Raw genomic sequence first — 25,104 nt, 5'->3', positions numbered from 1 at the left:
GGACAGAGAAGTCCCCCCGCTGGACAGACACGTGCCCCCGCAAGGGGGTTCGGCGGCCCGGTCGCGCCCCGCGACGATGGCGGATGTCGCACGCCTCGCGCAGGTCGGACGGCAGACCGTCTCCAACGCGCTCAACAGTCCGCACCTGCTCAGGGCCGAGACCCTGGAGCGGGTCGAGGCCGCCATCGAGGAGCTGGGCTACCGGCCGCACGCGGCGGCGCGGTCGCTGCGCCGCCGTGAGTCGCGGACCATCGGGCACGCGCTGGAGCGCAGCATGGCCGGCCGCTCCAACGCGGTGCACGACCGCTTCCTGCACGCGGTGACCGAGGCCGCCGACGCGGCGGGCCACCGTCTCGTGGTGTTCCCCACGGACGATCCCGCGCAGGAGATAGAGCGCTACGACCAACTCCTGCGAGAGCAGGCGGTCGACGCCTTCGTCCTGGACCGTACGCGCACCTCCGACCCCCGGCACCGCTGGCTGCACGACAAGGGTGTGCCCTTCGTCGCCTTCGGCCGGGCCTGGGACGAGGAGGGGCTCGGCGACTGGGTCGACGTGGACGGCGCCGCCGGGACCGAGGCGGCGACCGCGCATCTGGTGGCCGCGGGCCACCGGCGCGTGGGGCTGCTCGGCTGGCCCGAGCACAGCGACTCGGGCCAGGACCGCGCGGAAGGCTGGCGGCGGACGCTGGAGCGGCACGGCCTGCCCGTGGAGGGTCTGCGCGTCGGCGCCGAGAACACCACCGAGGACGCCCGGCGAGGGGCCCGGAGCCTGCTGGAGCGCGAGGTCACGGCCGTGGTGGCGCTGAGCGACACGCTCGCCCTGGGCTGCTACGACGTCCTGCGCGAGCGGGGTTTACGGCCGGGACGCGATGTCGCGGTCACCGGCTTCGACGACTCCCCCATCGCCGCCCTGCTCGACCCGCCGCTGTCGTCGGTCGAACAGCCGCTGGAGCAGGTGGCCCAGGAGTGCGTACGGATGCTGCTGGCGCGGCTCGCCTCGCCGAGGAGTCCGTACGCGCGGCTGCTGCTGAAGCCGCGACTCGTCGTGCGCGACAGCTCAGGGACCGGGGCCCCGTCCCCGGCGGACGGCTCACCCGGCGTGTGACCCGGGCGGGCCGACGGCCCGCCCGGCACCCCGAGTGACCGTGACTGCAGCGCAAATACCACGTACCACCATAGAACCCCACACAACGCCACCCCCCAGTAGTTCCGGCACCAGATCCGGCAGGAACGCCCACTGCCGTCGCCACAACCCCCGGTCCGTTTACGGCCGGTATCCATCCATTGATCACCCTTACGCACGGAGGACGACCATGCGTGGCAAGACTCTCCCCCTCGCCGTCTGCGGACTGACGGTTTCCCTGCTGCTCACCGGCTGCTCGTCGGGATTCGACGAGGACAGCGGTAAAGAACAGCAGAAGTCGGGCAAGCAGGAGCTGAAGGTGCTGATCGCCACCTCCGGCAACGCCGAGACCGACGCGGTCAAGAAGGCCGCCGCCGGGTGGGAGAAGTCCTCGGGCAACACCGCCACGGTCGACATCGCGCAGAACATCGACCAGCAGCTCGGCCAGGCGTTCGCGGGCAACAACCCGCCGGACGTGTTCTATGTCTCCACCGACCAGTTCGGCACCTACGCCAAGGCCGGGTCGCTCTACCCGTACGGCGACAAGATCAAGCAGGCCGACGCGTTCAGCCCGGCGCTGACCTCGGCCTTCACCTACCAGGACAAGCTGTACTGCGCCCCCAAGGACCAGTCGACGCTGGGGCTCGCCGTCAACACCGACCTGTGGAAGAAGGCCGGGCTGACCGAGACGGACTACCCGAAGACCTGGGCCGAGCTGGAGTCGGTGGCGAAGAAGCTCACCAAGGACGGTGTCGTCGGGGTGTCCTTCAACGCCGACTACAGCCAGATAGGCACCTTCTTCAAGCAGGCCGGCGGCTGGCTGACGAACGCCGACCAGACCAAGATGACGGCGACCGCGAAGTCCAACGTCGAGGCGCTGACGTATGTGAAGAAGCTCCTCAAGGAAGGCGTCCTGAAGTTCCCGAAGCAGTTGGACGCCGGATGGGGCGGTGAGGCGTTCGGCAAGGGCAAGGCCGCGCTGACCATCGAGGGCAACTGGCTGGCCGGTGCCATGGCGAAGGACTTCCCGAAGACCCCGTACAAGATCGTCCCGCTGCCCGAGGGGCCGGGCGGCAAGGGCACGATGGCCTTCACCAACTGCTGGGGCATCTCCGCCAAGAGCAAGCACCACGACGCCGCCGTCGACCTGATCAACGAGCTGACCAGTGACAGCAACCAGCTCACGTTCGCGCGGACGATCGGTGTCATGCCGTCGAAGCAGACCCTGATCGACCAGTACAAGGAGCAGAACCCGAAGTCGCAGGCGTGGGCGGACGGCTCGGCGTACGCGCAGCTGCCGGTGAACGCGACCGGGATGCGCCAGGTGATGGCCGAGTTCAACACCTCGCTGGAGCAGCTCGCGAGCAGTGACCCGGCGAAGCTCCTCGGCGACCTGCAGAAGAACGGCGAGAGTGTCCTGGGTGGCAGCGGGCGATGAGCACCACTTCGACCACCACCGCGTCCGGCCGCCGGCCCGCCTCCGGGCGGTCGCGGCCGGCGCGGCCCCGCCGGAGGCGGGACGGGCAGGGGCCGTGGGGCTGGCTGTTCGTCAGTCCGATGGTGCTGGTGCTCGGCCTGTTCCTGGCGCTGCCCATCGTCATGGCGCTGTGGGTGAGCCTGCTCGACTGGGACGGCCAGTCCAACCCCTTCTCCGGTGCCGCCGACTTCGTGGGCTTCTCGAACTATCAGAACCTGTTCACGGAGAACGGTCTGACCCGGACACTGTTCATGACGTCCCTGCGCAACAACCTGTACTACGTGCTGCTCGTCGTCCCGCTCCAGACGGCCCTGGCTCTGGGCCTCGCCCTCGCGGTCAACCAGCGCCGGCTCAAGGGCAAGGGCGCCTTCCGTACGGCGTTCTACTTCCCGTCCGTCACCAGCTCGATCGCCGTGTCGACGGTGTTCCTGTTCCTGTTCCAGAGCAGCGGCGCGGTCAACAGCCTGCTCAAGTGGGTGGGGATCCGCGGGCCGAGCTGGTTCACGGACGCGCGCGGGCTGGTGTGGGTGGCGCTCAGCGGTCTCGGCCTCGTGGACACCGACGCACCGCCGGCCGCGCTGGCCGACCACGGGGTGCTGGGTCTGTCGTGGTGGGACTGGCTCTCGGGGCCGTCCGTCGCGATGTGCACCATCATCTTCCTCGTCGTCTGGACGACGTCGGGCACGTTCATGCTGATGTTCCTCGCCGCGCTCCAGGACATCCCGGAGGCACAGCTGGAGTCGGCGCGACTCGACGGTGCGAACCGGCGCCAGGTACTGCGGCATGTGATCATCCCCGCGCTGCGTCCGGTGCTGTTCCTGGTGATCACGCTCGGTCTGATCGGCACCTGGCAGGTCTTCGACCAGGTGTACGTGATGAGCAAGGGCCTGCCCGCGAACACCACGCTGACCCCGGCGTACCTCTCGTACACGCTGAGCTTCAAGGACGCGCAGTACGGGGCGGGCGCGGCGATCTCGTTCGTGCTGCTGGCGATCATCCTGCTGATGACGGGCGTGCAGCGGCTGCTGCTGCGGGAACGCGACGGGGGGCCGAAGCGGGGCTTGTTCCGTGGCCGGCTCCGGTCGAAGGAGGCGGGCTCGAACGGGTCCGGCTCGACGGGGTCGGGTGAGGGACGATGACGGCACTGCGCGCGCTGGGCCGCCGGTACGCGAATCTGCGGCTGCTCGGGACCCTGGTGCTCTCGCTGGTGGCGCTGGCGTTCCTGATGCCGTTCGTCCTCCAGGTCGTGACGGCGTTCAAGACGGACGCACAGGCCGCGTCGTCGCCGCTGAGTCTGATCCCGAGCCCCGCGACGCTGGACACGTTCCGGCAGTTGTTCGGCAGCGGTTCCAGCGCGGTGCCCTTCCCGACGTGGCTGGGCAACTCCGTGTTCGTGGCCGTGACGGTGACGGTCGGGCGGGTGTTCTTCGACTCGCTCGCGGGGTACGCGCTGGCCAGGCTGCGGTTCCCCGGCCGGGGCATGCTGACGGTCACGCTGATCTCACTGATGGCGGTGCCGGGCGTCGTCCTGATGATCCCGAAGTTCCTCGTGGTCCAGTACCTCGGGATCTATGACACCTATACGGCGATGATCGTGCCGCTGATGGTGGACGCCGTAGGCATCTTCATCATGAAGCAGTTCTTCGCGTCGGTCCCGCAGGAGATCGAGGAGGCGGCTCGGGTCGACGGCGCGGGCGTGTTCCGTACGTACTGGTCGGTCATCCTGCCGATGGCGCGACCCGCGCTGATCACCCTCACGATCCTGTCCTTCCAGGGCTCCTGGAACGAGTTCACCCACTTCGTCGTCACCACGCAGTCCTCGGACCACGCGACCCTGACGACGGGTCTCGCCCAGTTCGTCACGGGCGGTCTCGGCGTGGGCACCCAGTACCCCCTCAAACTCACCGCGGCCCTCCTGGCCACGATCCCGGTCGCGGTGGTGTTCTTCGCCTTCCAACGCCACTTCGTACGCGGCGGGAACGCGGGGGCGCTCAAGGAGTGACGGGTCCGACGGGGACGACGGGCGCACAGCACCGTCCGCACCGACCACCTGTACGGGCCCGAACCTGACATCGGGCCCGTACAGGTATTTCCGGCGGAACCAGGGGGTCGTGCGGGCAGGTCAGGCGTGCCAGGAGCCGCGCAGTGCGGCGACGACGAAGCCGGGGCCGAACGCGACGGCCATCCCCGGATCGCCGTCGGCGGGGGGATCGTCGTGGATGCGCTCCAGGACGCCGAGCACGCTCACTCCCCCTCGGTTGCCTTCCTGCGCGAGCAGTTCACGGGAGTGGCGGGCACTGCGCTCGTCCAGGCCGAGCCCGGCGGCGACGTCCGAGATGATGACGGGACTGCCGGGGTGGATCACGGCGAAGGCGGGGGCCTCTCCGTCCAGCCATTCGGCGACGTGCGGCAGGGACTGATCCGCCGTCTTCTTGGCGGCCTTCGTGCTCTCGAAGTGCAGGCCGTGGGTGTCGAGGGTGCCCCGGTAGCGGTCGGTGGTGTCGGGCATCAGCAGTTCAAGCGTCGAGTCGGCGGTGCCCGGATCTCCGATGGCCAGCCCCGGACCGAGGGGTTCGGTGGAGACGACACAGGCGGCGGCGGAGTCACCGAACAGCGCCTTGTAGATCATGCTGGCAATGCCGGTGTCCCGGTGGTTGTATACGGCGCTGATGACCTCCGACACGACCACCAGGACCCGCGACCCCGGCCGCAGCCGGGCGAGTTCCGCCGCCCGTATGAGGGCCTGGACGCCGCCCGCGCAGGCGAGCGTCGTCATGGAGAGGCGGCGCGTTCTGTGGGGTAGCCCAAGGCTGTTGACGAGATGGGTGTCTAGGCCGGGCACGGCCCACGAGGTGGAGTGGGACGTGACGAGGGCATCGATGTCACCGGGTCCGACACCCGCCCGGTCCAGGGCGGCGAGCGCGGCGTCCTGGGCCATCCGTGCGGCGTCGGCGAAGCCGGTCTCGGTGCGTTCGGTGACGTCCGGGTCTCCGGACACCAGATACGAGTCGAGGGGGCGGACGAAGTAACGGGTGTCCACGCCGACATTGCCCACGATGCGCAGGATCGCGCCGAGGCGCTCGTGGTCGGGGTGATGAGTGCGAATGTTGTCGAGGATGTCCTGTGTGCTCACTTTGTACGAAGGAAGCACATTGGCGGGACGAGTGACAAAAACATGCACGGAAGGACTCCCAGGAGCGCTCGGGACAGTCAAGTTGCGAACAAACTACGTCCATTTGACCAGTGCTTTGCCGGAGTCCTGAACATCCGTGCGACAACTCGTCCTCGTGTGGATAAGTGATCAGGCCATGACACTCCGCGAGGAGAGGGGGACCGGAGCACGGAGATCCTCCCGGCGGGCGGACCCGCCGTCCCCGCTGTGCCAGGCGAGCATGACGAATCCCGCGCCCCGGGAGTTGCGGGGATCCGCCGCCAGGATGTCCACGACCCCGTCGCCGTGCCGGGGGTGGCGGAACGGGCGCTGCGCTCCGTCGGGGAACGGCACGGTGACGAGACCCGTGCCGGTGTAGATCGGGCCGGCCTCCGGGTCGGAGAGGATCAGTTGCTCAAGACATTTCAACTCCTCGTCCTCGGGGCGCTCCGAGATCGCTCTGCGTAGTTGCGGGAAGATCCACGGGGCCCAGGACTGCTCCCAGTCGAGGAGCAGGGCGTGGCGGGTGGGGTCTGTGGCCATGTAGAGGAGGACGTTGGAGGGGGGACGGTTGCCGGGGAAGAGTTCCTCGAACTCGCGGTTGCAGGTGATGAGGTTCCAGGCGGCGTCGGCGATGTACGCGCTGACGCCCCTGATGCGCCGGATGTTGCTCCAGACGCCGGGGATCACCATGCCGGCGTCCTCGTGGAGCGGCGCCGGGTACTCGTGCCGCGTCAACCAGTACAGGTGCGTCCACTCCTGCTCGGTCATCCGCAGGAGCCGGGCGATGTCCTGGAGGTACTGCGGTTTCGGCCGTTCCAGCCGGCCGTTGACGAGCCGGCTGTACGTCCCCCGGGCGCGCCCGGTCAGTTCGTCGATCTGCTCCTGGCTCAGCCCCTGTACCGGGCGGCCCACCCCGCTGCGGCCCCGGTAGCCCAGGGACTCGGGAGCAACAGCCTTTCTGCGGTCCTCCAGGAGCTTCCGCAGTGCCTCGGTGTCGTCGGTCGAGAGCTGCACACCGTCCCCGTTCTCTGGCCGGAACCGTGGGGGTCCCGGATTTATCTGCACTTCTTTTGCGTGGAAAGGCGGTTCACCAACCGTCAGACTCTCAGGGTCGCTATGAAATTTGCACAGTGTCCGGTGCACCTCTGACGTAAGGAACCTCGCAATGCGCCCCGAACCCGGCATCATGAATGGCCGGTCCGTACTCATCACCGAAGGCCAGCGCGAGGCCAGTCAGGGCATTGCGGCGGCGCTCCACGCCCTCGGGGACAGAGTTGCCGCGACCTATGTCGACGCCCGCCCCGTGGTGCCGGACTTCGCCGTCGAGTGCGATGTGACCAGCCCCGCCGACGTCGAGTACGCGGTGGCCCATGTCGAGGAGGTCCAGGGCCCGATCGAGGTCCTGGTCGCCGGCATCGGCCTCGCGAACGACGTGATGCTCCGCCCGGCGGACGAGCGTTTCGTGTCCGTCTGCGACAACCAGCTCGTCGGCAGCTTCCGCCTCATCCGGGCCGCGCTGGGCCGTATGCGGGACACGGGGCACGGCCGCATCATCTTCCTCAACACGGAGCTGACAGGCGATCTGCCGCGGCGCTACGGGGCCACGGAGGCCGCCCTGCGCGGGTTCATCAGCACGATGATCCGTGAGGAGGCGCGGTACGGGATCACGTGCAACGTGGTGACCCTGAGCATGCCGGCGTCCCGCGCCCGAGCGGGCGGCCGTCAGCCGCTGATGCGGGAGCCCGGAGCCACTCTGACCACGGCTTTTCCGCCGGAGGTCACGGCGGCGGCCGAGACGGTGAAGTTCCTGGCCGCGGAGAGCGCGGGCACCATCAACGGCGCCAACATCCCTGTGGACCGAGGCTTCCGGATGGTCTCCTGAGTGCACGGAGTCCCGCCTTCGGATGGGGGACACAGCGGTGTCACCGCGGCAGTCGCGGTAACACCGCTGTGTCGGGGCGCGTCCGGGCGACGGTGATCACTGGGGGATCGCCTCGAACGCCTTGGGGGAGGTGGCGGTCGGAGTCGTGAGGTCGCCGATGCTCCTGATCCCCTGAGCGACCGGCAGCAGCCGCACGAAGATCAGGCCGTACCGCACGGCGCACTGGATTTCCTGCGGCTCGCCGCGCGGCCGACGCAGACATCGGTACGCGTGCAGATCGCCGTCTTCTTCGCTCCGGCTGACGACCACCACCTCCCCGAACATCGTCACCGTCAGCGCGTCGCCTTCGTTCGACAGCGCGGTGACCAGGTCGACCATGTGCCAGCCCACTCTCTGAGCCGCACTCAGCTCGCGGTGTATGCGCCGGTCTGCAGGGGGTGCCATGGAGCGGGACGCTATTCCCGGCCATGAACGGTTGTCGATGCCCCATGCCGTCAACCGAATGTTTCCGGACACACGTTGGGTAAAAATCGACGCTCGGATTCGGGCGTCCGAAGCAACACTCATGAATCATGGCAAAGTTCGCGAACAGGGATGTTCCACTGCTCGGATTGAGCCAATCTCCGAGAAGCGTCCCTTCCCATCTGTACTCGACAGTTCACCGGGACGAGCCTCGCTCGGGCGGTTCGGCCCGGGAGCGCTCTCAGACCGTACCCGCGTACCGGCGCCCAGTCACCCTGGGTGACACCTCGGGTGAGAAGCGGCACAGCCCGCCCCCGGTTCTTTCGCTCTGCTAAGGAGTATCTTGAAGAGAGCGAGAGCCCTTCGTACGCCGGTACTCGGACCGGCCTCGTTCTCGCCGCACCACGACACCGGGTGCCGTTCGACCCGGGGCAGGTTCCGCTCCATGACGGCCGAAGCCGGGGGGACGCCGTTTCCGTACGCACGGCCGTACAGGCCGTGTTCGCAAGGTCAGTCGACCCCCACCGGTCCGCGTCGCCGCCCGCCGCCCGCCCGCCGCCACGAGCCCGCCCGCCGGCCCTCACCGCAGGAGTCCGTCATGACCGCCGCACTGCAACCGCCGCTGCCGTCCCATCCGCTGCTCCGGCTCCGACTGGTGCCGCACGGCCCCATTCCGCACCGGATCGACGGGGCGTGGTGGCCCCGTTCCTACGACCTGACGGCCGAACTGCCCCAACTGCTCGCCGGATTGCCGCGCGCGTGGGGTCACATCAGCAGCGTCACCGTCAACGGCACGGTGTGGGCTCCGTCGCCCGGCCGGATGCTCGTCGTCAACCAGGTCGTACGGCTGCGCAGAACCACCGCCGTCAACGCCCCGCACACGATCTGCCTGCTGGCGCCCGGCAGAGGCCGGTGGGATCTGCTGGTCGTTCCCCCGGACACGCCCGAGGCCGTCGCCGAACCTCTGATGGCGGCCGTGGTGGACGAGGTGTCCACGGCTACGGGTCACGCACAGCCCGTCTGACTCCGTCTGACTTCTCCGCCCTGCCGGAACCGAGGACCGGACCACCGTCCGAGTCATGGGGACGGTGGTTCTCCGGTGCCGGGGTCCGTTCGCGGGTGGCACGTCTCGGACGGCGCGGCCGGTGCGGACGGCTCGGGCCGTGTGGTCCAATTCGCCTCCACGCGTACCCTCTCCGCCTCGACGAGCGGGCGGACCACGTCATCGACGGTCCGGTGCGAGATCGCCGCGAACTCCGTCAGCCAATCGACGAGGTCGGCCGGCAGTTCGAGGGGCAGCCGGCGGAAGCCGGGCGGTACGGGAGGCTTGGCCATGGGCCCACCGTAGGGCGCATGGGGCACCCGGGCGTCTCTCAGTCGCGCAGATCCGTGCGCAGCCACTGCCCGGTCTCGCGCGGGGTGCCGAACCGTACGACGCGCAGGGGGGCGAAGCGGGGGTCTTGGCAGCGGCGGCCGATCTCCGTACGGCGGGCCGCGTGCCCGGTCCAGGACGACCACGCGGGATGGTCGCGGCTCAACCAGTCGGCCACGGTCTCCCGGTTGCCGCCGAAGACGGGCTCACGGAGCACGGTTCTGCGCAGTGACCGCCGCAGCACACGGGGCATCACGACGCGCCTCGGGTAGTCCAGCCAGAGGACGGTGTCGGCGCGCTCCCACAGCAGGTCGCGGACCTCCGGGTAGCCGAACGAGTCGAAGATCCAGCCGGGTTCGGCGGTGAGACGGGCGATCTCGGTGGCGAAGCCGGAGTTCACGGTCCACCCGGGGCCGGTGAAGTACCGCGCGTCCATCTCGTGAAAGGGCAGCGCCAGCCGCCGGCTCAGGGTGCCGGCCAGGGTGGACTTCCCGGCTCCGGTGATACCGACGACGAGTACGCGCTGCATGAAGGCACCCTAGGGGGCGGGTCGGTGACGGGTGGGACGGGGCCGGGTGACCACCGGGACCGGGACGAGCGGCCGGGTACGGCGAGGCGGAAATATCCATGGCGCGGCGGCCCGTACCGCGACGAGACTGCGCGGGTGAGCGAATCCCGGCCCTGTCCCTGCTGCGGACACCGCGTGCTCGACGACATGCCCGGTGGCGCGAACAAGGTCTCCCTGATCGAGGCCCAGCACAACTACCAGGACTTCGGGGCCTGCGACCCACACGGCCGGCGTTACGTCCGCCCTCCGGCCGAGGACGAGCCGCTCGACCCGGCCTGGCGCCGCATCGATCCGACACGCGACTCCTTCGAGGACTGGGAAGCCGAGGGATGGGAGACCGGGGACCGCGCCCCGTGGCCCGATGACCGCACGGTGCTCTGCTGGTGGCTCCCCACCTTCTGGCGCCGCGAGCATCGGGCGTCCCAGGACGGGAAAAAGCCAGGGGCCCGAACTCCCGGAGACGGAGAGTTGGGCCCCTTCCGACCTGCACGCCCGTCAGGTCGGCGGCATGGTGGTGGTTCACCCGCTACACATTGACGCCGAAGTCCGCCGCGATTCCGGCGAGGCCCGACGCATAGCCCTGGCCGATCGCCCGGAACTTCCACTCCGCTCCATGGCGGTACAGCTCGCCGAAGACCATCGCCGTCTCCGACGACGCGTCCTCGGACAGGTCGTAGCGCGCGATCTCGGCGCCGCCCGCCTGGTTCACCACCCGGATGAAGGCGTTCCGGACCTGGCCGAAGCTCTGGCCGCGGGATTCGGCGTCGTGGATCGAGACCGGGAAGACGATCTTCGACACCTGGGCGGGGACCGTGGCGAGATGGACCTTGATCGACTCGTCGTCGCCCTCTCCCTCACCCGTGAGGTTGTCGCCGGTGTGCTCGACCGAACCGTCGGGGCTCTTCAGGTTGTTGTAGAAGACGAAGTGCTGGTCGGAGATGACCTTCCCGGAGTCGGTGCACAGCAGCGCGCTCGCGTCCAGGTCATAGTCCGCGCCGGTCGTGGTCCGGACATCCCAGCCCAGTCCGATCAGCACCGCGGTCAGCCCCGGAGCCTCCTTGCTCAGGGAAACATTGCCGCCCTTGGCCAGGGAAACACCCACTGCACAACCTCCACTGCTCCACGCGCCCGGTTGACGCTCTCGCTCAGTAACAACGCCGAGGCTACCTTCATGGTTCCCATCCTTGCGCAACCGCTAAAGTGTCAGCGCGGTGCGGCGCCGGACACGGCGGGCGACCGGCGGAGTGCGTCGCACACGGCGACGACGAGAGGGAGTGTCCGGTGTTCTCAGATGTGGGCATCATGGAGGTGATCACGCTCGTGGTCCTCGGCCTCCTCCTTTTCGGCCCGGACAAGCTGCCGGAGCAGATCCAGAACCTGACCCGGATGATCCGCAAGGTCCGCGAGTTCTCCGAGAGCGCGAAGCAGGAGATCCGCTCCGAACTGGGTCCCGAGTTCAAGGACTTCGAGTTCGAGGACCTGCATCCCAAGACCTTCGTACGCAAGCACGTCCTGGAGGGCAAGGACGGCGACGGCTTCGGACTCGACGAGATCCGCAAGGCGCTCGATCCGCGCGAGGAACTGGCCGAGCTGGCGGACGCGGTGCGGGGGCTGGACGCCGGGGACGGGGAGTCGGAGGACGTACGGGGGACGGAGCCGGTACGGGAGCAGGCCGGGGGCGGGCTTCCTCCGCGCGTCGTCCTGACGAAGGACGCCGACTCCGCACCGGCGTCGGCCCGGGTGCCCTTCGATCCCGACGCCACCTGACGGTCGTGGAGACTGTTGCCCGCTCCCCCGTGGACTCGCCCTTCGAGTCCTTCGAGTTCCCTTCGCACTGCCCCCGTACCGACACCGGAGGACCGTATGAGCTTCGCCAACCGCTATCTCGCGGACGACGAGGAGCTGGTGCACGCCACACGCCAGCACTGGACCGAGATCTTCGCCGAGTTCCTGATCCTGGCCGTCGTCTGGGCGGCGGCCGGCGCGCTGTGGTGGGTGATTCCGTCGGACGAGGACTGGGGCCGGATCGCCGACTACGTGGTGGCGGGCGCCGCCGTCATCGCCTCGGTGTGGTTCTGGCTGATACCGCTGCTCGCCTGGCGCGGCACCGTCTACCTCGTGACGACGAAGCGGATCTACAAGCGCAGCGGCTTCCTGACGAAGACGGGCCACAGCATTCCGCTTGTCCGCGTCAACGACGTGTCGTTCCGGGCGACGCTGTGGGAGCGGATTCTGCGCGAGGGCACGCTGTTCATCCAGTCCGCGTCCGAGCAGGGCATGCTCACGCTCAAGCATGTGCCCGATCCGGAAGGGCTCAAGGACCTCATCCACCGGACGGTGGACGTGGAGCAGCGGCGCGCCCCGTCGGGGCCTCCCGGCGAACCGCTGCCCGGCGCACGGTGACGCATCTACTCGGACCGCGGCAGCCCAGGCCCGGTGAAGTCCGGGCTGCTGAAGTCCGGCCCGGTGAAGTCCGGTCCGCCGCCGTCGGCACCACCGCTCCCCGGCCCCGCGAAATCGGGGCTGCTGAAATCCGGGCTGCTGAAGTCGGGGCTGCCGAACTCCGGCCCCGCGTAGTCGGGTGACGCGAATCCGCGACCGCCCCGAGGCGTGGGGACCGGGGTCGCCCCGGGATCCCCCTCCCCACCGGCCCGCGCCTCTTCGATCCGTCCGCGCAGGAACGGCAGCACGCCCCGCTCCAACAGCACCTCCTGCCAGGCCTCCCGGGCGCGCCGCACCTCGGGGTCCTTCGCACCGGCGGAGCCGTCGTCCGGGGAGCGGCGATTGCGCGCCGCGGCGACCAGCAGCCAGGCCAGGTCGGCGAGGGCCGCGCCGACGGCGACACTTCCCGCTATCAGGCCGGCCATGACGAGGCCGTCGCCGATGTAGGGGCGCGCGAGAAGGACCCGCATGCCGTAGCCGATCAGGAGGAACACGACCGAGGCGACCGCGGCCAGGCTCGGCACCAGTACGGCGAGCGCGGGCAGCAGCCCGCTCTTCCGACGCGCGCCGTCGGATCCACCGGATGCCTCCTGCGCGGATTCACCCGGGCGGGGGGCGCGCACGGCCCGCCGGCGCTTCACCGCCACCGCCCGGACCTCCAGATAGCGGCGGTACTCGGGTGCCGCCACCGCGGAGATCGTGGCGCGCGCCGCAAGGGCCTCCGTACGCAACTGTTCGCGGCCCAGCGCCGCGTCCGCGCGGTCCGTCGCGTCGCTCACCTCCGGCGTGCCCAGCGCGCGGTCCAGGACCTGTGCGAAGGCGATGGAGTGCTCCGCCTGCTGGGAGCCGGGCTGCTGCATACGTGTCCCCCGATGGGTGAGGCGGCGCCGGGACGCCGTCCAGTCCTCGTCGTCCGGGGCCAACGCCGCATCTACCGTAATAGTTCCCGGATTGCGCAAACTCTTAATCGTCCGCGCTCGGGGACCTTACCGGAAGACGGGCTTCCCCGTGCGCAGGTCAGGCGGGGAGGTTACCGGGACGGAGCTACCCCGTGGGACAGGCACCACGGGGCCCGAGACGGGACACCCCGACATGACACACCCACCGGACGCGCGACGGGACACGCCGTAGGACTCACCGTGGGACCGGCTCAGGGCTCACCAGTTCGTGAACGCCCCGTCGGCCGTGCGCAGATGGGGCCGCTCCGCCGCCGTGGCCTGGTACCTGCGGGCCTCCTCGCGGTCGATGTCCACGCCGATTCCGGGCAGTTCGCTCAGCTCGACGCGGCCCGGGACCACCACGGGTCGCTCGGTGAAGAGGGCGGCGATGGCCGGCTCGGGGTCGGTCTGGTGCTCCTGGATCGCCATGTTGCTGCACGCCAGGTTGAGTTGGAGCGAGGAGGCCGCCGTGACCGGGCCGAGCGGGTTGTGCGTGGCGAGCTTGGTGTGGTGGGCCTCCGCCATCGCGGCGATCTTCTTCGCCTCGGTGAGGCCCGACGCGACACCGATGTCGACGCGCGCGTAGTCGATCAGATCGTGCTCGATCAGGGTGCGGAACTCCCACTTGGAGCCGTACTGCTCCCCCGCCGCCAGCGGTACGCCGGTCCGGGAGCGGAGCATGCGGTAGCTGTCCGGGTTCTCGCTGCGCAGCGGGTCCTCGACGAAGTAGGGGCGCGCCGCCTCTATCTCCCGGCACAGGGTCACGGCCTCGGGCGGGTCGAGGCGCGTGTGGACGTCGAGGATGAGTTCCACCTCGTCCCCGACGGTCTCGCGCACCTCGTGGAAGAGGCGGACCGACTCGCGCAGGCAGCGGCGGGCGTCGAGCACGTCGTCGGGGTCGTGCGGCGACGCGAACCGCAGATGGCGCCAGCCGTCGGAGACGAGCGCCCGGCAGCGGTCGAGGAACTGGTCGCGGTCGTGGTAGCCGTCGCCGACATGCACGTACGCGGGCACATGGTCCCGGACCCGGCCGCCGAGGAGTTCGTGCACCGGTACGCCGAGCGTCTTGCCGCGGATGTCCCACAGGGCCACGTCGACGGCGGCGATGGCGGCGCCGAGTATGCGGTCGGCGGGGAAGAAGCCACGGCGGAACATCACCTGCCAGAGGTGTTCGATACGGCGCGGATCCTCGCCGGTGATCAGCTCGGCGAGGTGGTCGAGGCCGCCCGCGACCGCCCGCTGACGGGACCTGATGCCGACCTCTCCCAGACCGTGGACGCCCTCGTCGGTGTCGACCACGACGAGCATCATGCTGTCGCCGTGGTCGGGGAGAGTGAGCACTTCCAGGCCGGTGATCTTCATTCCGCTCCTCGATGAAAACGTTCCCGCAATTTCATGAAAGGTGTCGGGACGCATCATCAGCAGCAACCTGCCCTGCCCGCAAGACCCTTGCCAGCACAGGATTTTCCTGGTGGAAACACTCTTGACACGTCTGGGAACGTTCGCAAGGATCCACCGCATCCAGCAGGCACCGTGGCCGAAAGACGGCGGTGTCGCAGCACCGCCGACAGGGAGGCCGTCCGTGGCAGTCACGATCCGGGAAGTGGCGAGCGCCGCCGGGGTTTCGGTGTCGACGGTGTCCCGCGCTTTCACCGCACCGGACCAGGTCCAGCCGAAGACGCGCCAGCGCATCCTCGAAGCGGCGGCCAGGCTCGGCTACTCGCCGAACCCGGCGGCGCGCAGCCTGCGCGGCGGCGGCACGGGCACGCTCGGGCTGATCGTCCCGGACATCGCCAACCCGTTCTTCCCGCCGATCGTCAAGGCGATGCAGGCCCGTGCGCGCCGGCTCGGGTACACGGTCCTGGTCGCCGACAGCGACGAGCGCGAGGCCGACGAGTTGGAGACGATCGCGGCCGTGTCCAAGCGGGTCGACGGACTGGTGCTGTGGGCGTCGACGCTCACGGAGGACCGGCTGCGGGACCTCGCCGCGCAGATGCCGCTGGTGGTGGTGAACCGGCATGTGCCGGGCATCGCCGAGGTCCGGATCTCCCTCTCCGCCGGTATCGCGCAGGCCGTGGAGCATCTGCGGGCCTACGGGCACCGGCGGTGCGCCTTCGTCAACGCGTCCCGGACCGAGCTGAGCCGGGGCAAGTCCATCCACGAGTCGTTCGAGGCGCTGGACATGTCCCTGGTCGAACTCGGCCCCTACGAGCCCCGGTTCGAGACCGGGGTGCACGCCGCGAGTCTCGTCGCCGCGCACGAGGCCACGGCGGTCATCGCGCACAACGACCTGGTCGCCCTGGGCGTGCTGCACCAGATGGCGAACCTGGGCGTGAGCGTGCCGGGGCAGGTCAGTGTCATCGGTATCGACGACACCCTGCTCGCATCGGTGTCCACGCCCAGCCTCACCACGATCCGTATCGACCCGGAGGAGATCGCCACCCGCGCGGGGGATCTGCTCATCGACGTCATCGGCGGCCGGACCGACCCCGCCGCGTCCCCGTTCGTGGAGATCGGCTCACGGTTGATCCTGCGGGCCTCCACGGGCCCGGCGCCCACCCACTGAGGCAGCACCCCACCCCACGCCGGCGCCCCATCCCGTAGACGCCCCCCCTCGCGCGCCGACGTCGTCACGCTCCCCCACCGAGCGATCGCACTCCCCCACAGCAAGGCACATGTACGCATCCACCCTGCCCTCCCTGGAGTCGAAATGCCCCAAATATCCCATCGTGCGGCCGTGGTCGGCTGCACCGCCGTGGCGCTGGCCATGGCTCTCGCGGGCTGTTCCGCCGTCACGCCGGGCAAGGCCGGCTCGGACGGCGACCTCGTGCTGCGGGTCCAGGGCATGCCGCCTGCCACCGACAAGCCGGCCCTGGCCCTGTTCAAGCAGCAGGTCGCCGACTTCGAGAAGGCCAACCCCGGCGTCAAGGTCCAGGGCTCGACCACGGTGTTCGATCCGCTGACGTTCTCCGCCAAGCTGTCCGGAGGCAATGTCGAGGACGTCATCAGGGTCCCGCTCACCGAGCCGCAGCGGCTCATCCAGCAGAAGCAGGTCCAGCCGATCACCGGACAGCTCCAGGAGTGGGGCCACTTCAAGGAGTTCAACCCGCAGGTCATCAAGCCGCTCAGCGACAGCGCGGGCGAGGTCTACGGCGTCCCGCAGAACCCGTACGCGCAAGGTCTCGTCTACAACCGCGACCTCTTCGAGCAGGCCGGGCTCGACCCGGACAGGCCGCCGGCCACCTGGGAGGAGGTCCGCGCAGCGGCCAAGAAGATCAGCGACAAGACCGGCAAGGCGGGGTTCGTCCACGAGTCCAAGGACAACCAGGGCGGCTGGCAGCTCACGATGCTCTCGTACGCCTTCGGAGGTGACCTCCAGAAGCAGGAGGGCGGTACGTACACGGCGACGCTGACCGGGGAGCCGGTGAAGAAGGCGCTGCGGCTGCTGAAGGACATGCGCTGGAAGGACGATTCGCTCGGCAGAACGCTGCTGAACAACCAGAACGACGTCATCAAGCAGTTCGCGGCGGGTCAGGTCGGCATGTTCATGGGCAGCCCCGGCACCTACCGGCTGGCCAAGATGCAGTTCGGCATGGAGAACACGGATGCCTTCGGGGTGGGCCCGATGCCGCAGTCCGGCGGCAACGCGACCCTCACGGGCGGCGACATCTACATGGTCCCCAGGTCCGCCGACCAGAAGCACGCGGCGGCTGCCGTGAAGTGGCTGACCTTCGCCTACGCGCAGCCGCAGTACAGCACCGACGCCGCCGCACGGCAGGCCAAGGCGCTGTCCGCCGACCCGAAGTCCGCGGTGGGCGTGCCGACGCTGCCGGTGTTCGACGCGGCGCGCCAGCAGAAGATCGACGCCGCGATCGAGCCGTACGTGAATGTGAAGCTGGAGAACTTCGCGCCGTACACCGAGGGTCTGCCGAAGCTCGAACTCAAGGCGGAGCCGCCCTTCCAGGCGCAGAAGCTGTACACCGCGCTCGACCCGGTCGTGCAGGCGGTGCTCACCCGGAAGGACGCCGACGTCGACAAGTTGCTCGCGTCGGCCGAGAAGGACGTCAACGCCAAGCTCGCCGCCGACCAGAAGAAGTAGGCCGCTCATGAGCGTGCTCACCCCCTCGCGGCAGCCGGCCGCCGCGTCCCCCGAGACACCGCCGGACGCCGCCCCAGGACGGCGCAAGGTCCGGCACGGCGGTGCGGGACGGCACGTGACGGCGTGGCTGCTCCTCGTGCCCACGCTGGTGATCTTCGGTCTGTTCGCGTGGTGGCCGATCCTGCGCAGCCTGCTGCTCAGCTTCCAGCGGACCAACCTCGTCGAACCGGCCGTCTGGGTGGGCCTGGACAACTTCCGCGCCCTCTTCGACGATCCGCTGCTCGGTACGGCGGTCGGCAACACCCTGTTCTTCGTCGGCCTGGGCGTCCTGATCGGGTTCCCGGCGCCGCTGGTCCTGGCCGCCGTCATGTCGACGGTCCGGCGGGGCGCGGGCGTGTACCGCTTCCTGGTCTATCTGCCGGTCGTCATCCCGCCGGTGGTCGCGATCCTGCTGTGGAAGTGGTTCTACGATCCGGGCAGCGGTCTGTTCAACAGTGTTCTCGGCACGGTGGGTCTGGGCCCGTGGTCCTGGCTGGAGTCGTCGGACACGGCGATGCTGTCGCTGGTCCTGGAGGCGACGTGGGCCGGGATGGGCGGCGCCGTCCTCATCTATCTGGCCGCGATGGTCGGCATCCCCGGCGAGCTGTACGAGGCCGCCGAGGTCGACGGCGCGGGGATCCGGCGACGCATCTGGCACGTCATGCTGCCTCAACTGCGGTCCGTCATCGGCCTGTTGCTGCTCGTCCAACTGATCAACACCGTGCAGGTCTTCACCGAGCCGTACGTCTTCACGGGCGGCGGTCCCGACAACGCGACGCTGACCGTGCTGCTGCTGATCTTCCGCTACGCCTTCCAGGACGGCGAGTACGGCCAGGCCGCCGCGCTGTCGTTCCTGATGGTGCTCACCCTCGCCCTGCTCTCCGCGGTGTATCTGCGGGCCACCCGCAGCTGGAGCACGTCATGACCACGCTCACCACGTTCGTCTCCGCCAACGACCGGCAGCGGCCCGGAGTGCGGGCGGCCGTACGCTCCGTGCAGGTCCTCACCCTCCTCGTCCTGCTGCTCATCGGCATCGGACCGCTGTACTGGATGGTCAAGGGCGCCGTATCGCCGCCCACCGAACTCACCACGCAGCCCCTCGCGCTGTGGCCGGACCGGCCGCTGCCGGGGAACTTCGCGACCGCCTACAACGACCTGGGCGTCGGCCGCTATCTGATGAACACCTTCCTGGTGGTCGGCGGTTCCTGGTTCGTGCAGCTCTTCGTCTCCGCCACGGCGGGTTTCGCCCTGTCGGTGCTGCGGCCCCGGTTCGGGAAGGCCGTGTACGGGGCGATCCTGGCGACGATGTTCGTGCCGTACACGGTGAACATGGTCAGCCTCTTCATGACGGTGACGGATCTGCCGTTCCTGCATCTCAATCTCGGTGACACCTACTGGGCGATCTGGCTGCCGGCCGGGACCAACGCGTTCACGGTGCTGCTCGCCAAGCAGTTCTTCGACGCGCTGCCGAAGGAACTCTTCGACGCGGCCCGGGTCGACGGCGCCAGTACCCGCCAACTGCTCACGAAGATCGTGCTGCCGATGAGCCGCCCGGTACTCGCGGTGATCAGTCTGCTCGCGGTCATGCACAGCTGGAAGGACTTCATCTGGCCGCTGGTGGCGCTCACCGATCCTCAGAAGCAGCCGATCAGTGTCGCGCTGGCCCAGCTCGCCACGCAGGCGCCACAGGACCAGCTCATCGCCGCGATGGTGCTGGCCGTGGCCCCGCCGGTGCTCGTCTTCGCGGTCTGCCAGAAGTACATCGTCGCCGGACTCGGCTTCACCGGCGTCAAGGGCTGACAGTCACCCGGTCGGGGGCCTCCGTATGCCCCGGTCTCCTCGCACCTTCCTCTTCGGGACAAGAGAAAGGCACTTCCATGTCCGTACACCGCCGCACCTTCCTCCAGGGCACCGCCGTCGCGACCGGCGCCGCGCTGCTGCCCGTGGGCCCCGCCCATGCCGCCGAGCCGGTGACGATCACCGCCGACGGCATCTCGCTGACCGGCCGGAGCGACGGCAGCGTCCTCGTCCAGGACGGCGCCGGGACCGACCGGGTCCTGCTCTCGCACTTCATGATCAAGGACAGTGTGCTGGGGCAGCAGCGCACCTTCGGCGGCGCACCCGCCCGGATCACGCTGCCCGACGGGCGGCCCGCCGTGCAGATCACGTACACCATGGGCTCGGGCGCGCCCGGGGTCACCGTGCGGGGCGTTTTCGACGTGTCGCCGCACAAGGCGCATCTGCGGTGGGAGGTCGGCGGCTCGTCCACCACCCTCACGCCTACGGGCTTCATGTTCGCGCGGACCGTGACGGCGCCGAGCGCGGCGGAGTCCTTCGAGGCGCTGACGGTGTGGGAGCGGGACGCGCGCGGCGGAATCCCGTACGAGGTGAACGCCGGCGGTGCCTACATCGAGACCTGGGCGGACTCGAAGGGCTTCTTCTGCCTGCCGTCGACCAACCCCGCGTACACGAACGCCACTTGGATCCACTCCCCCGGCACGGCGACCGGCACGACCGCCGCCGTGACGGAGGCCGAACTCGTCCTCGGGGAGCTGCGGCCCCGGGGCGCCGGTGCGCTGGCGTCGGCTCGGGCGCTGGGCGTCGAGGTGTGGACGGACCAGCCCTTCAACCTGTACAAGACGGCCGGGCAGACCATGACGCTGAAGGCGCAGGTCGTCAACGGCGGGAGCGCCGCGAAGGCGGTGACGGTGAACTGGTGGGCGCGCGACTACGCGGGCACGCGGCTCGCCGGCGGGACCGTGTCGAAGACGGTCGCGGCGGGCACCGCGTGGGACACGTCGTTCGCGGTGGTCTCGCCGGCGCAGGGCATCGTCTTCACCGAGGTGGAGGCGGTCAGCGGCGCCGACAAGGCGCTGGCCCGCACCAATCTGTCGGTCCTGCCGGACTTCACCTACCGCGCCGGGGCCGAGTCGATGTTCGGCATCGCCAACTATCCCTGGCTCCTCAAGCCCGGCAAGGACGCCGTCCTCGGCCTGCTGAAGACGCTCGGCGTCAAGTGGATCCGTATCGCCTACGCGGGTGCGCCCGGCATCGACATCGCGACGCTCGACGCGCACGCCATCGAGCACAACGTCGAGCTGAGCGGCATCCCGGTCGGCGGCAGCGCGGAGGCGATCGCCGCCTGGGCGGCTACCAATGTCGCCAAGGCGCTGGCGGCGGACGCGGTGTACTTCGAGGTCAGCAACGAGGTCAACCAGCCGTGGATGTCGGGCCGGGGCGCCGACGTGTACATACGTGACGGGCTGCGCCAGGTCACCGACCGGCTGACCGCGGCCGGTTCACCGATGAAGGTGATGAACGCGGGCCTCGGCGGCATGGACTACGTCTGGACGGAGAACTTCCACGCGGCCGGCGGCTGGGACCTCATCGACGCGTTCGCCTTCCACCCGGGCCGCGGCAACTTCACCGCCGACTACGCCCCGCCGCCCGAGGAGTGGACGCAAGGAGCGTCGGGCTCGTACTGGAACTTCCTCGGCGCGCTCCGCAAGGCGAAGCAGGTCATGGCGGAGTACGGCGGCGACAAGGAGCTGTGGCTGACGGAGGCGTACGCGTCGACCAGGCCCAACGCCTGGTGGACGGACACCTACCGCAACGCGGCCGAGAACACCCTGCTCACGCTGGCGCTGGCCAAGGCCGAAGGGGTACGCGGCGTCAACTGGTACCAGCTCCACGACTCCACGATCCACCACCCGCAGGAGGCCGACCCCGCGAACATCGAGTACCACTTCGGTCTGATGAACCGCGACACCAGCGCCAAGCCGTCGCTGCTCGCATACGCGACGGCCGCCCGCGTCCTCGACCGGGCCACCTTCGTCCGGAACCTGACCTTCGCGGATCCCGACGTGAAGGGGCTGCTGTTCACCACCCCGGAGGGTCCGGTGTCGATCCTGTGGAGCCGCAAGCAGGGCTACGTCCTCAACGCCGACCACGGCACCGACTCGTGGTACCCGTCGCCGGAGCCGTGGACGGACCGCTGGACGGTGAAGACCGACGTGATCGCCCACTCCGGCGCCGTCAGCGGCACCGTGCGGGTACTGAACTGCATCGGCGAGGAGAGCACCCTGGCCGCCGCGGGCGGCAAAGTCACCCTGACCCTCGACGGCGCGCCGCGCGTGTACTACGGGCTCGCCGCCAACCCCGACTGGAAGTAGTCAGCGGTCCATGAGAAACGAAACCGTACGGCACGACCTCACCGTCGTCGGTGGCGGTCTGGCCGGGGTGTGCGCGGCGGTCGCCGCCGCACGCCTCGGACGGAGCGTCGCCCTCGTCACCAACAGGCCCGTGCTGGGAGGCAATGCGAGCAGCGAGGTCCGGGTGTGGGTCTGCGGTGCGACAGGCCACGGCAGGAACCACTACGCCCGCGAGGGCGGCATCATGGGCGAGCTGTTCGTGGAGAACCAGTTCCGCAACCCGGACGGCAATCCGTACTACTGGGACGCCGTCGTCCTCGACGCCGTGCGGGCCGAGCCGCTGATCAGCCTGTATCTGAACACCGATGTGCGGGAGGTCGACGCGGAGGGCCCGGACGACGCCCGGCGGATCACGGCCGTCACCGGCTGGACGATGGGCTCCGAGCGGCTGATCCGGTTCGAGTCCGACGTGTTTCTCGACTGCACGGGTGACGGTCTGGTCGGCGCGCTCGCCGGGGCGCGGCACCGGATCGGCCGGGAGGCGCGCGCGGAGTACGGAGAGGCGTGGGCGCCCGAGACCGCCGACGACATCACCCTCGGCTCGACGCTGCTGTTCTACACGAAGGACGCGGGGCACCCGGTGAAGTACGTGCCCCCGTCGTTCGCCAAGGACATCGGCGAGACGTCCATCCCGCAGCGCCGCATCATCAAGGCGGGCGACAACGGCTGCGCGTACTGGTGGATCGAGTTCGGCGGGGAACTCGACACGGTGCACGACAACGAGCGGATCCGGGACGAGCTGTGGTCGGTGATCCACGGCATCTGGGACCACATCAAGAACTCGGGCGAGTTCGACGCCGACACCATGACCCTGGAGTGGGTCGGTTCGGTGCCGGGCAAGCGCGAGTACCGGCGCTTCCTCGGCGACTACGTCCTGCACCAGAGCGACATCCTCGGGCAGACGGAGTTCGCGGACCGGGTCGCGTTCGGCGGCTGGTCCATCGATCTGCATCCGCCGCAGGGCATGTACGCGACCGAGGCCGCCGCGAAGCAGCGGTACGCGGACGGCGTCTACCACATCCCGTACCGCAGCCTGTACTCGGTGAACACGGACAATCTGCTGTTCGCCGGGCGGAACATCTCCGCGAGCCATGTCGCGTTCGGGTCGACCCGGGTGATGGCGACCTGCGCGACGCTCGGGCAGGCGGCGGGGACGGCGGCGGCCCTGTGCGCCGAGCGGGGGGTCACGCCGCGTGAGCTGGACGTGCCCACGCTGCACCGGACGCTGCTGCGTGAGGACGCGTCCGTCGTCGGCCTGGCCTCGGCCGACCCCGCCGACCTGGCGCTGAGCGGCACGGCGACCGCGTCGTCCACGCTCTCCGCGCTCACGGTCGACACACCGCACGAGCCGTGGCCGCTGACCGCCGACGCGGGCATCGTGCTGCCCGCCGACCCGGTACTCGCCGGTCTGGAACTCCTCGTCGACGCGGACCGCGACACCGAGCTGACCGTCGACGTGTACGACCCGGGGCCCGGCCAGAACTATGTGCCGCGCCACCTCGTCGCCACCGCCACTGTCCCGGTTCCGGCCGGGGGCAAGCAGTGGGTCGACACGGGCCTGCGCTGGACGCCGGACACCCCGCGCAACGCGTTCGTCGTCGTCCGCGCCGCCGCCGGCGCCGGGCTGTACACCACCGCCGGGCCGACGCCGGGTGTGCTGGCCCTGACCCGTGTCCCGCTGCGCCCTCAGGACGAGTCGCCGCAGCCGCTGCGGGAGTGGACGGACGCCGGACTGCTGCGCCGCGCGTTCTGTCTGCGGGCGGGCGCCACCTCGGCGTTCGCCCCGCAGCGGGCACTCGACGGGTACGCCCGTCCCTACGCGGGTCCGCACATGTGGGTGTCGGCTCCGCTGGACGAGGGGGTGGGCGAGACGGTCGGCCAGGCGGCGGGCGAGGCGGTGGGTGCCTGGCTTCAGGTGGCGTGGCCCGAGCCGGTGACGCTCGGCCGGATCGAGGTCGTCGCGGACGACGACGTCAACGAGGACCTGATCAATCTGCACCACCACCGGACCCCCTTCGACACCATGCCGACGCTGCTGCGGGACTACCGTGTCGAGGCGCGCCGCCCGGACGGCACCTGGCAGGTCCTCGCGCGGGTCCGCGACAACCGGCGGCGCCGAGTGGCGCACCCGCTCGCCCGGCCGGTCGCCACGGACGCGGTGAGAATCGTCGTCGGGGCGACCAACGGGGCCGCGTCGGCGCACATCGTCTCGGTCCGCGCGTACGCATAGAAGCAGTCGAATGGATCGTGTGGATCGTACGGATCGCATGGATCGCATGGATCGGACGGATCAGATGGAGGAGTCGGATGGTCTCGGGGTCCACCACGAACGGCACGGTCGCCTCGGTCTCCCGCGTGCTGGTCACGGGGGCGGCGGGGCGGATCGGGCGCGCGGTCCTCGACCTGCTCGCCGCACGCGGCATCGAGGCGCACGCCCTCGTCCTCCAGGACCCGGGCGACCTGACCGCGCGCCACGTCGTCGCGGGGAGCGCCGCCGATCCGGTGGCCGTCCGCGCCGCGCTGGACGGCGCCGACGCGGTGATCCATCTGGCGGCCATCCCGACACCGGAACGGGAGAGCGCCGGGGACGTGTTCGGCCGCAACACCCTCTCCACGTTCACGGTCCTGGAGGAGGCCGGCCGGGCCGGGGTGCGGCGGGTCGCCGTCGCGAGTTCGTGGGGCGTCACAGGACTGCCGTGGACGACAGATCCGGCTCCGAGTCCCGCGTACGTGCCCGTGGACGAGGCGCTGCCCTCGCAGGTGGAGGACCCGTACGGGCTGTCCAAGCAGGTGGACGAGTTGACCGCCGCGATGATGGCGCAGCGGCACGGCATGAGCGTGGTCTGTCTGCGCTACCCCTTCGTCGGCGGCTTCGACGAGCGGCTGCGGGCGCACGCGGCGCGGCTCACGCGAGAGCCGGCCGCGGGGGCACGGGACCTGTGGACGTACCTCGAAGTCCGGGACGCGGCGCGAGCGGCGCTCCTCGCCCTGGACGTTCCGGGGCCCGGCGCGCACGCCGTCCATGTGTGCGCACCGGAGATCATCGTGCCGTTCCCGACGGAGGAGCTGCTGCGCCGCTACCACCCCACCACGACACTCCGGCGCCCGCTGCCGGGGCGGACGGCCCCGGTGGACACGTCGGCGGCGCGACGGCTGCTCGGATTCACGGCGGAGCGCTTGATCGACGGGTGACGGTGGGGCGGTGGATCGGTGGCGAGCACGGTGGGCGAGGCGTCCCGGACCGGCCCGGAAAACCTCGTCGCGTCGCCGTGTCGATCTGCGGCTGCGCCGTTCGACCTTGGAGTGAGAGGGTCGAGAAGCGATCCGACAGCAAGGA

At 69.8% G+C, this 25,104-nt stretch carries 24 protein-coding genes; 16 read left to right on the top strand and 8 right to left on the bottom strand.

Annotated features, from left to right (window positions below):
* The first annotated feature begins 76 nt into the window (after positions 1 to 76).
* The 4 genes from ACIQNU_RS11100 to ACIQNU_RS11085 all read left to right on the top strand — a co-directional run bounded on the left by ACIQNU_RS11100 (position 77) and on the right by ACIQNU_RS11085 (position 4,602).
* A complete protein-coding gene (locus ACIQNU_RS11100) occupies positions 77 to 1,105 on the top strand; it encodes a LacI family DNA-binding transcriptional regulator (protein ID WP_401364103.1) in 1,029 nt (342 codons plus the stop codon).
* A gap of 208 nt (positions 1,106 to 1,313) precedes the next feature.
* Positions 1,314 to 2,561, top strand: a complete 1,248-nt coding sequence (locus ACIQNU_RS11095) for an extracellular solute-binding protein (protein WP_401364100.1) — start codon at positions 1,314 to 1,316, stop codon at positions 2,559 to 2,561.
* Positions 2,558 to 3,739, top strand: a complete 1,182-nt coding sequence (locus tag ACIQNU_RS11090; RefSeq protein ID WP_401364097.1) for a carbohydrate ABC transporter permease — start codon at positions 2,558 to 2,560, stop codon at positions 3,737 to 3,739. The genes ACIQNU_RS11095 and ACIQNU_RS11090 overlap by 4 nt, the downstream gene beginning before the upstream one ends.
* Complete coding sequence (locus ACIQNU_RS11085; RefSeq protein ID WP_401364095.1) at positions 3,736 to 4,602, top strand: carbohydrate ABC transporter permease; 867 nt, start codon at positions 3,736 to 3,738, stop codon at positions 4,600 to 4,602. Before ACIQNU_RS11090 ends, ACIQNU_RS11085 begins: the two co-directional genes overlap by 4 nt.
* Positions 4,603 to 4,722: 120 nt before the next feature.
* On the opposite strand, the gene ACIQNU_RS11080 is transcribed toward ACIQNU_RS11085, so the two are convergent.
* Both ACIQNU_RS11080 and ACIQNU_RS11075 read right to left on the bottom strand, forming a co-directional pair.
* On the bottom strand, positions 4,723 to 5,733 hold the full coding sequence (locus ACIQNU_RS11080) for a PhlD (RefSeq protein ID WP_401364093.1): 1,011 nt from the start codon (positions 5,731 to 5,733) through the stop codon (positions 4,723 to 4,725).
* A gap of 168 nt (positions 5,734 to 5,901) precedes the next feature.
* Positions 5,902 to 6,768 (bottom strand): helix-turn-helix domain-containing protein, encoded by an 867-nt coding sequence (locus tag ACIQNU_RS11075; protein WP_401364090.1) that lies wholly within the window; start codon positions 6,766 to 6,768, stop codon positions 5,902 to 5,904.
* Between the two features lie 151 nt (positions 6,769 to 6,919).
* Here ACIQNU_RS11075 and ACIQNU_RS11070 point away from each other — a divergent pair, with 151 nt between their 5' ends.
* Positions 6,920 to 7,636: an SDR family NAD(P)-dependent oxidoreductase gene (locus ACIQNU_RS11070; protein ID WP_401364087.1), complete on the top strand. Its 717-nt coding sequence runs from the start codon at positions 6,920 to 6,922 to the stop codon at positions 7,634 to 7,636.
* Between the two features lie 96 nt (positions 7,637 to 7,732).
* Here ACIQNU_RS11070 and ACIQNU_RS11065 read toward each other — a convergent pair whose 3' ends face one another.
* Positions 7,733 to 8,080 carry a (2Fe-2S)-binding protein gene (locus tag ACIQNU_RS11065; protein ID WP_401364084.1) on the bottom strand — a complete coding sequence of 116 codons (348 nt, stop codon included), beginning with the start codon at positions 8,078 to 8,080 and terminating at the stop codon, positions 7,733 to 7,735.
* Between the two features lie 616 nt (positions 8,081 to 8,696).
* Here ACIQNU_RS11065 and ACIQNU_RS11060 point away from each other — a divergent pair.
* Entirely contained in the window at positions 8,697 to 9,122 is a 426-nt protein-coding gene (locus ACIQNU_RS11060) for a DUF5994 family protein (RefSeq protein ID WP_401364081.1), read from the top strand.
* A 53-nt stretch (positions 9,123 to 9,175) separates the two neighbouring features.
* Here the strand turns inward: ACIQNU_RS11060 and ACIQNU_RS11055 are convergent, their stop codons facing one another.
* Positions 9,176 to 9,433 carry a hypothetical protein gene (locus ACIQNU_RS11055; protein WP_401364079.1) on the bottom strand — a complete coding sequence of 86 codons (258 nt, stop codon included), beginning with the start codon at positions 9,431 to 9,433 and terminating at the stop codon, positions 9,176 to 9,178.
* A gap of 38 nt (positions 9,434 to 9,471) precedes the next feature.
* Positions 9,472 to 9,999, bottom strand: coding sequence for an adenylate kinase (locus ACIQNU_RS11050; protein WP_401364076.1), 528 nt, complete (start codon positions 9,997 to 9,999; stop codon positions 9,472 to 9,474).
* 186 nt (positions 10,000 to 10,185) lie between these two features.
* Between ACIQNU_RS11050 and ACIQNU_RS11045 the strand changes: the two genes are divergently transcribed.
* Positions 10,186 to 10,575 (top strand): CPCC family cysteine-rich protein, encoded by a 390-nt coding sequence (locus ACIQNU_RS11045; RefSeq protein ID WP_401364264.1) that lies wholly within the window; start codon positions 10,186 to 10,188, stop codon positions 10,573 to 10,575.
* Here ACIQNU_RS11045 and ACIQNU_RS11040 read toward each other — a convergent pair.
* A complete protein-coding gene (locus ACIQNU_RS11040) occupies positions 10,565 to 11,140 on the bottom strand; it encodes a TerD family protein (protein ID WP_401364074.1) in 576 nt (191 codons plus the stop codon). The two genes, ACIQNU_RS11045 and ACIQNU_RS11040, sit on opposite strands and share 11 nt — an antisense overlap.
* Before the next feature lie 179 nt (positions 11,141 to 11,319).
* Between ACIQNU_RS11040 and ACIQNU_RS11035 the strand changes: the two genes are divergently transcribed.
* Both ACIQNU_RS11035 and ACIQNU_RS11030 read left to right on the top strand, forming a co-directional pair.
* Positions 11,320 to 11,805: a sec-independent translocase gene (locus ACIQNU_RS11035; RefSeq protein WP_401364071.1), complete on the top strand. Its 486-nt coding sequence runs from the start codon at positions 11,320 to 11,322 to the stop codon at positions 11,803 to 11,805.
* A 96-nt stretch (positions 11,806 to 11,901) separates the two neighbouring features.
* Complete coding sequence (locus ACIQNU_RS11030) at positions 11,902 to 12,441, top strand: PH domain-containing protein (protein ID WP_401364068.1); 540 nt, start codon at positions 11,902 to 11,904, stop codon at positions 12,439 to 12,441.
* Between the two features lie 5 nt (positions 12,442 to 12,446).
* On the opposite strand, the gene ACIQNU_RS11025 is transcribed toward ACIQNU_RS11030, so the two are convergent.
* Together ACIQNU_RS11025 and ACIQNU_RS11020 are read right to left on the bottom strand one after the other, a co-directional pair.
* Positions 12,447 to 13,403 carry a hypothetical protein gene (locus ACIQNU_RS11025; RefSeq protein WP_401364065.1) on the bottom strand — a complete coding sequence of 319 codons (957 nt, stop codon included), beginning with the start codon at positions 13,401 to 13,403 and terminating at the stop codon, positions 12,447 to 12,449.
* Positions 13,404 to 13,637: 234 nt separating this feature from the next.
* Positions 13,638 to 14,780 carry a mandelate racemase/muconate lactonizing enzyme family protein gene (locus ACIQNU_RS11020; RefSeq protein WP_401364062.1) on the bottom strand — a complete coding sequence of 381 codons (1,143 nt, stop codon included), beginning with the start codon at positions 14,778 to 14,780 and terminating at the stop codon, positions 13,638 to 13,640.
* Between the two features lie 220 nt (positions 14,781 to 15,000).
* Between ACIQNU_RS11020 and ACIQNU_RS11015 the strand changes: the two genes are divergently transcribed.
* The 7 genes from ACIQNU_RS11015 to ACIQNU_RS10985 all read left to right on the top strand — a co-directional run bounded on the left by ACIQNU_RS11015 (position 15,001) and on the right by ACIQNU_RS10985 (position 24,959).
* The gene (locus tag ACIQNU_RS11015; RefSeq protein ID WP_401364059.1) at positions 15,001 to 15,984 is read left to right on the top strand and encodes a LacI family DNA-binding transcriptional regulator; all 984 of its coding nucleotides are present in this window, start codon (positions 15,001 to 15,003) and stop codon (positions 15,982 to 15,984) included.
* Positions 15,985 to 16,128: 144 nt separating this feature from the next.
* A complete protein-coding gene (locus ACIQNU_RS11010; RefSeq protein WP_401364056.1) occupies positions 16,129 to 17,517 on the top strand; it encodes an ABC transporter substrate-binding protein in 1,389 nt (462 codons plus the stop codon).
* A 7-nt stretch (positions 17,518 to 17,524) separates the two neighbouring features.
* Positions 17,525 to 18,481: a carbohydrate ABC transporter permease gene (locus ACIQNU_RS11005; protein ID WP_401364053.1), complete on the top strand. Its 957-nt coding sequence runs from the start codon at positions 17,525 to 17,527 to the stop codon at positions 18,479 to 18,481.
* Complete coding sequence (locus tag ACIQNU_RS11000; protein WP_401364051.1) at positions 18,478 to 19,356, top strand: carbohydrate ABC transporter permease; 879 nt, start codon at positions 18,478 to 18,480, stop codon at positions 19,354 to 19,356. The genes ACIQNU_RS11005 and ACIQNU_RS11000 overlap by 4 nt, the downstream gene beginning before the upstream one ends.
* Before the next feature lie 77 nt (positions 19,357 to 19,433).
* Positions 19,434 to 21,728 (top strand): hypothetical protein, encoded by a 2,295-nt coding sequence (locus ACIQNU_RS10995; RefSeq protein ID WP_401364049.1) that lies wholly within the window; start codon positions 19,434 to 19,436, stop codon positions 21,726 to 21,728.
* A gap of 10 nt (positions 21,729 to 21,738) precedes the next feature.
* On the top strand, positions 21,739 to 23,997 hold the full coding sequence (locus tag ACIQNU_RS10990) for an FAD-dependent oxidoreductase (RefSeq protein ID WP_401364047.1): 2,259 nt from the start codon (positions 21,739 to 21,741) through the stop codon (positions 23,995 to 23,997).
* A gap of 77 nt (positions 23,998 to 24,074) precedes the next feature.
* The gene (locus ACIQNU_RS10985) at positions 24,075 to 24,959 is read left to right on the top strand and encodes an NAD-dependent epimerase/dehydratase family protein (RefSeq protein WP_401364044.1); all 885 of its coding nucleotides are present in this window, start codon (positions 24,075 to 24,077) and stop codon (positions 24,957 to 24,959) included.
* Positions 24,960 to 25,104 lie beyond the last annotated feature (145 nt).

Source organism: Streptomyces sp. NPDC091292, assembly GCF_044757265.1.
Classification (GTDB): Bacteria; Actinomycetota; Actinomycetes; order Streptomycetales; family Streptomycetaceae; genus Streptomyces.
The sequence above is the reverse complement of the archived record's forward strand: the minus strand, read 5'-3'. Positions and strand labels throughout refer to the sequence as shown.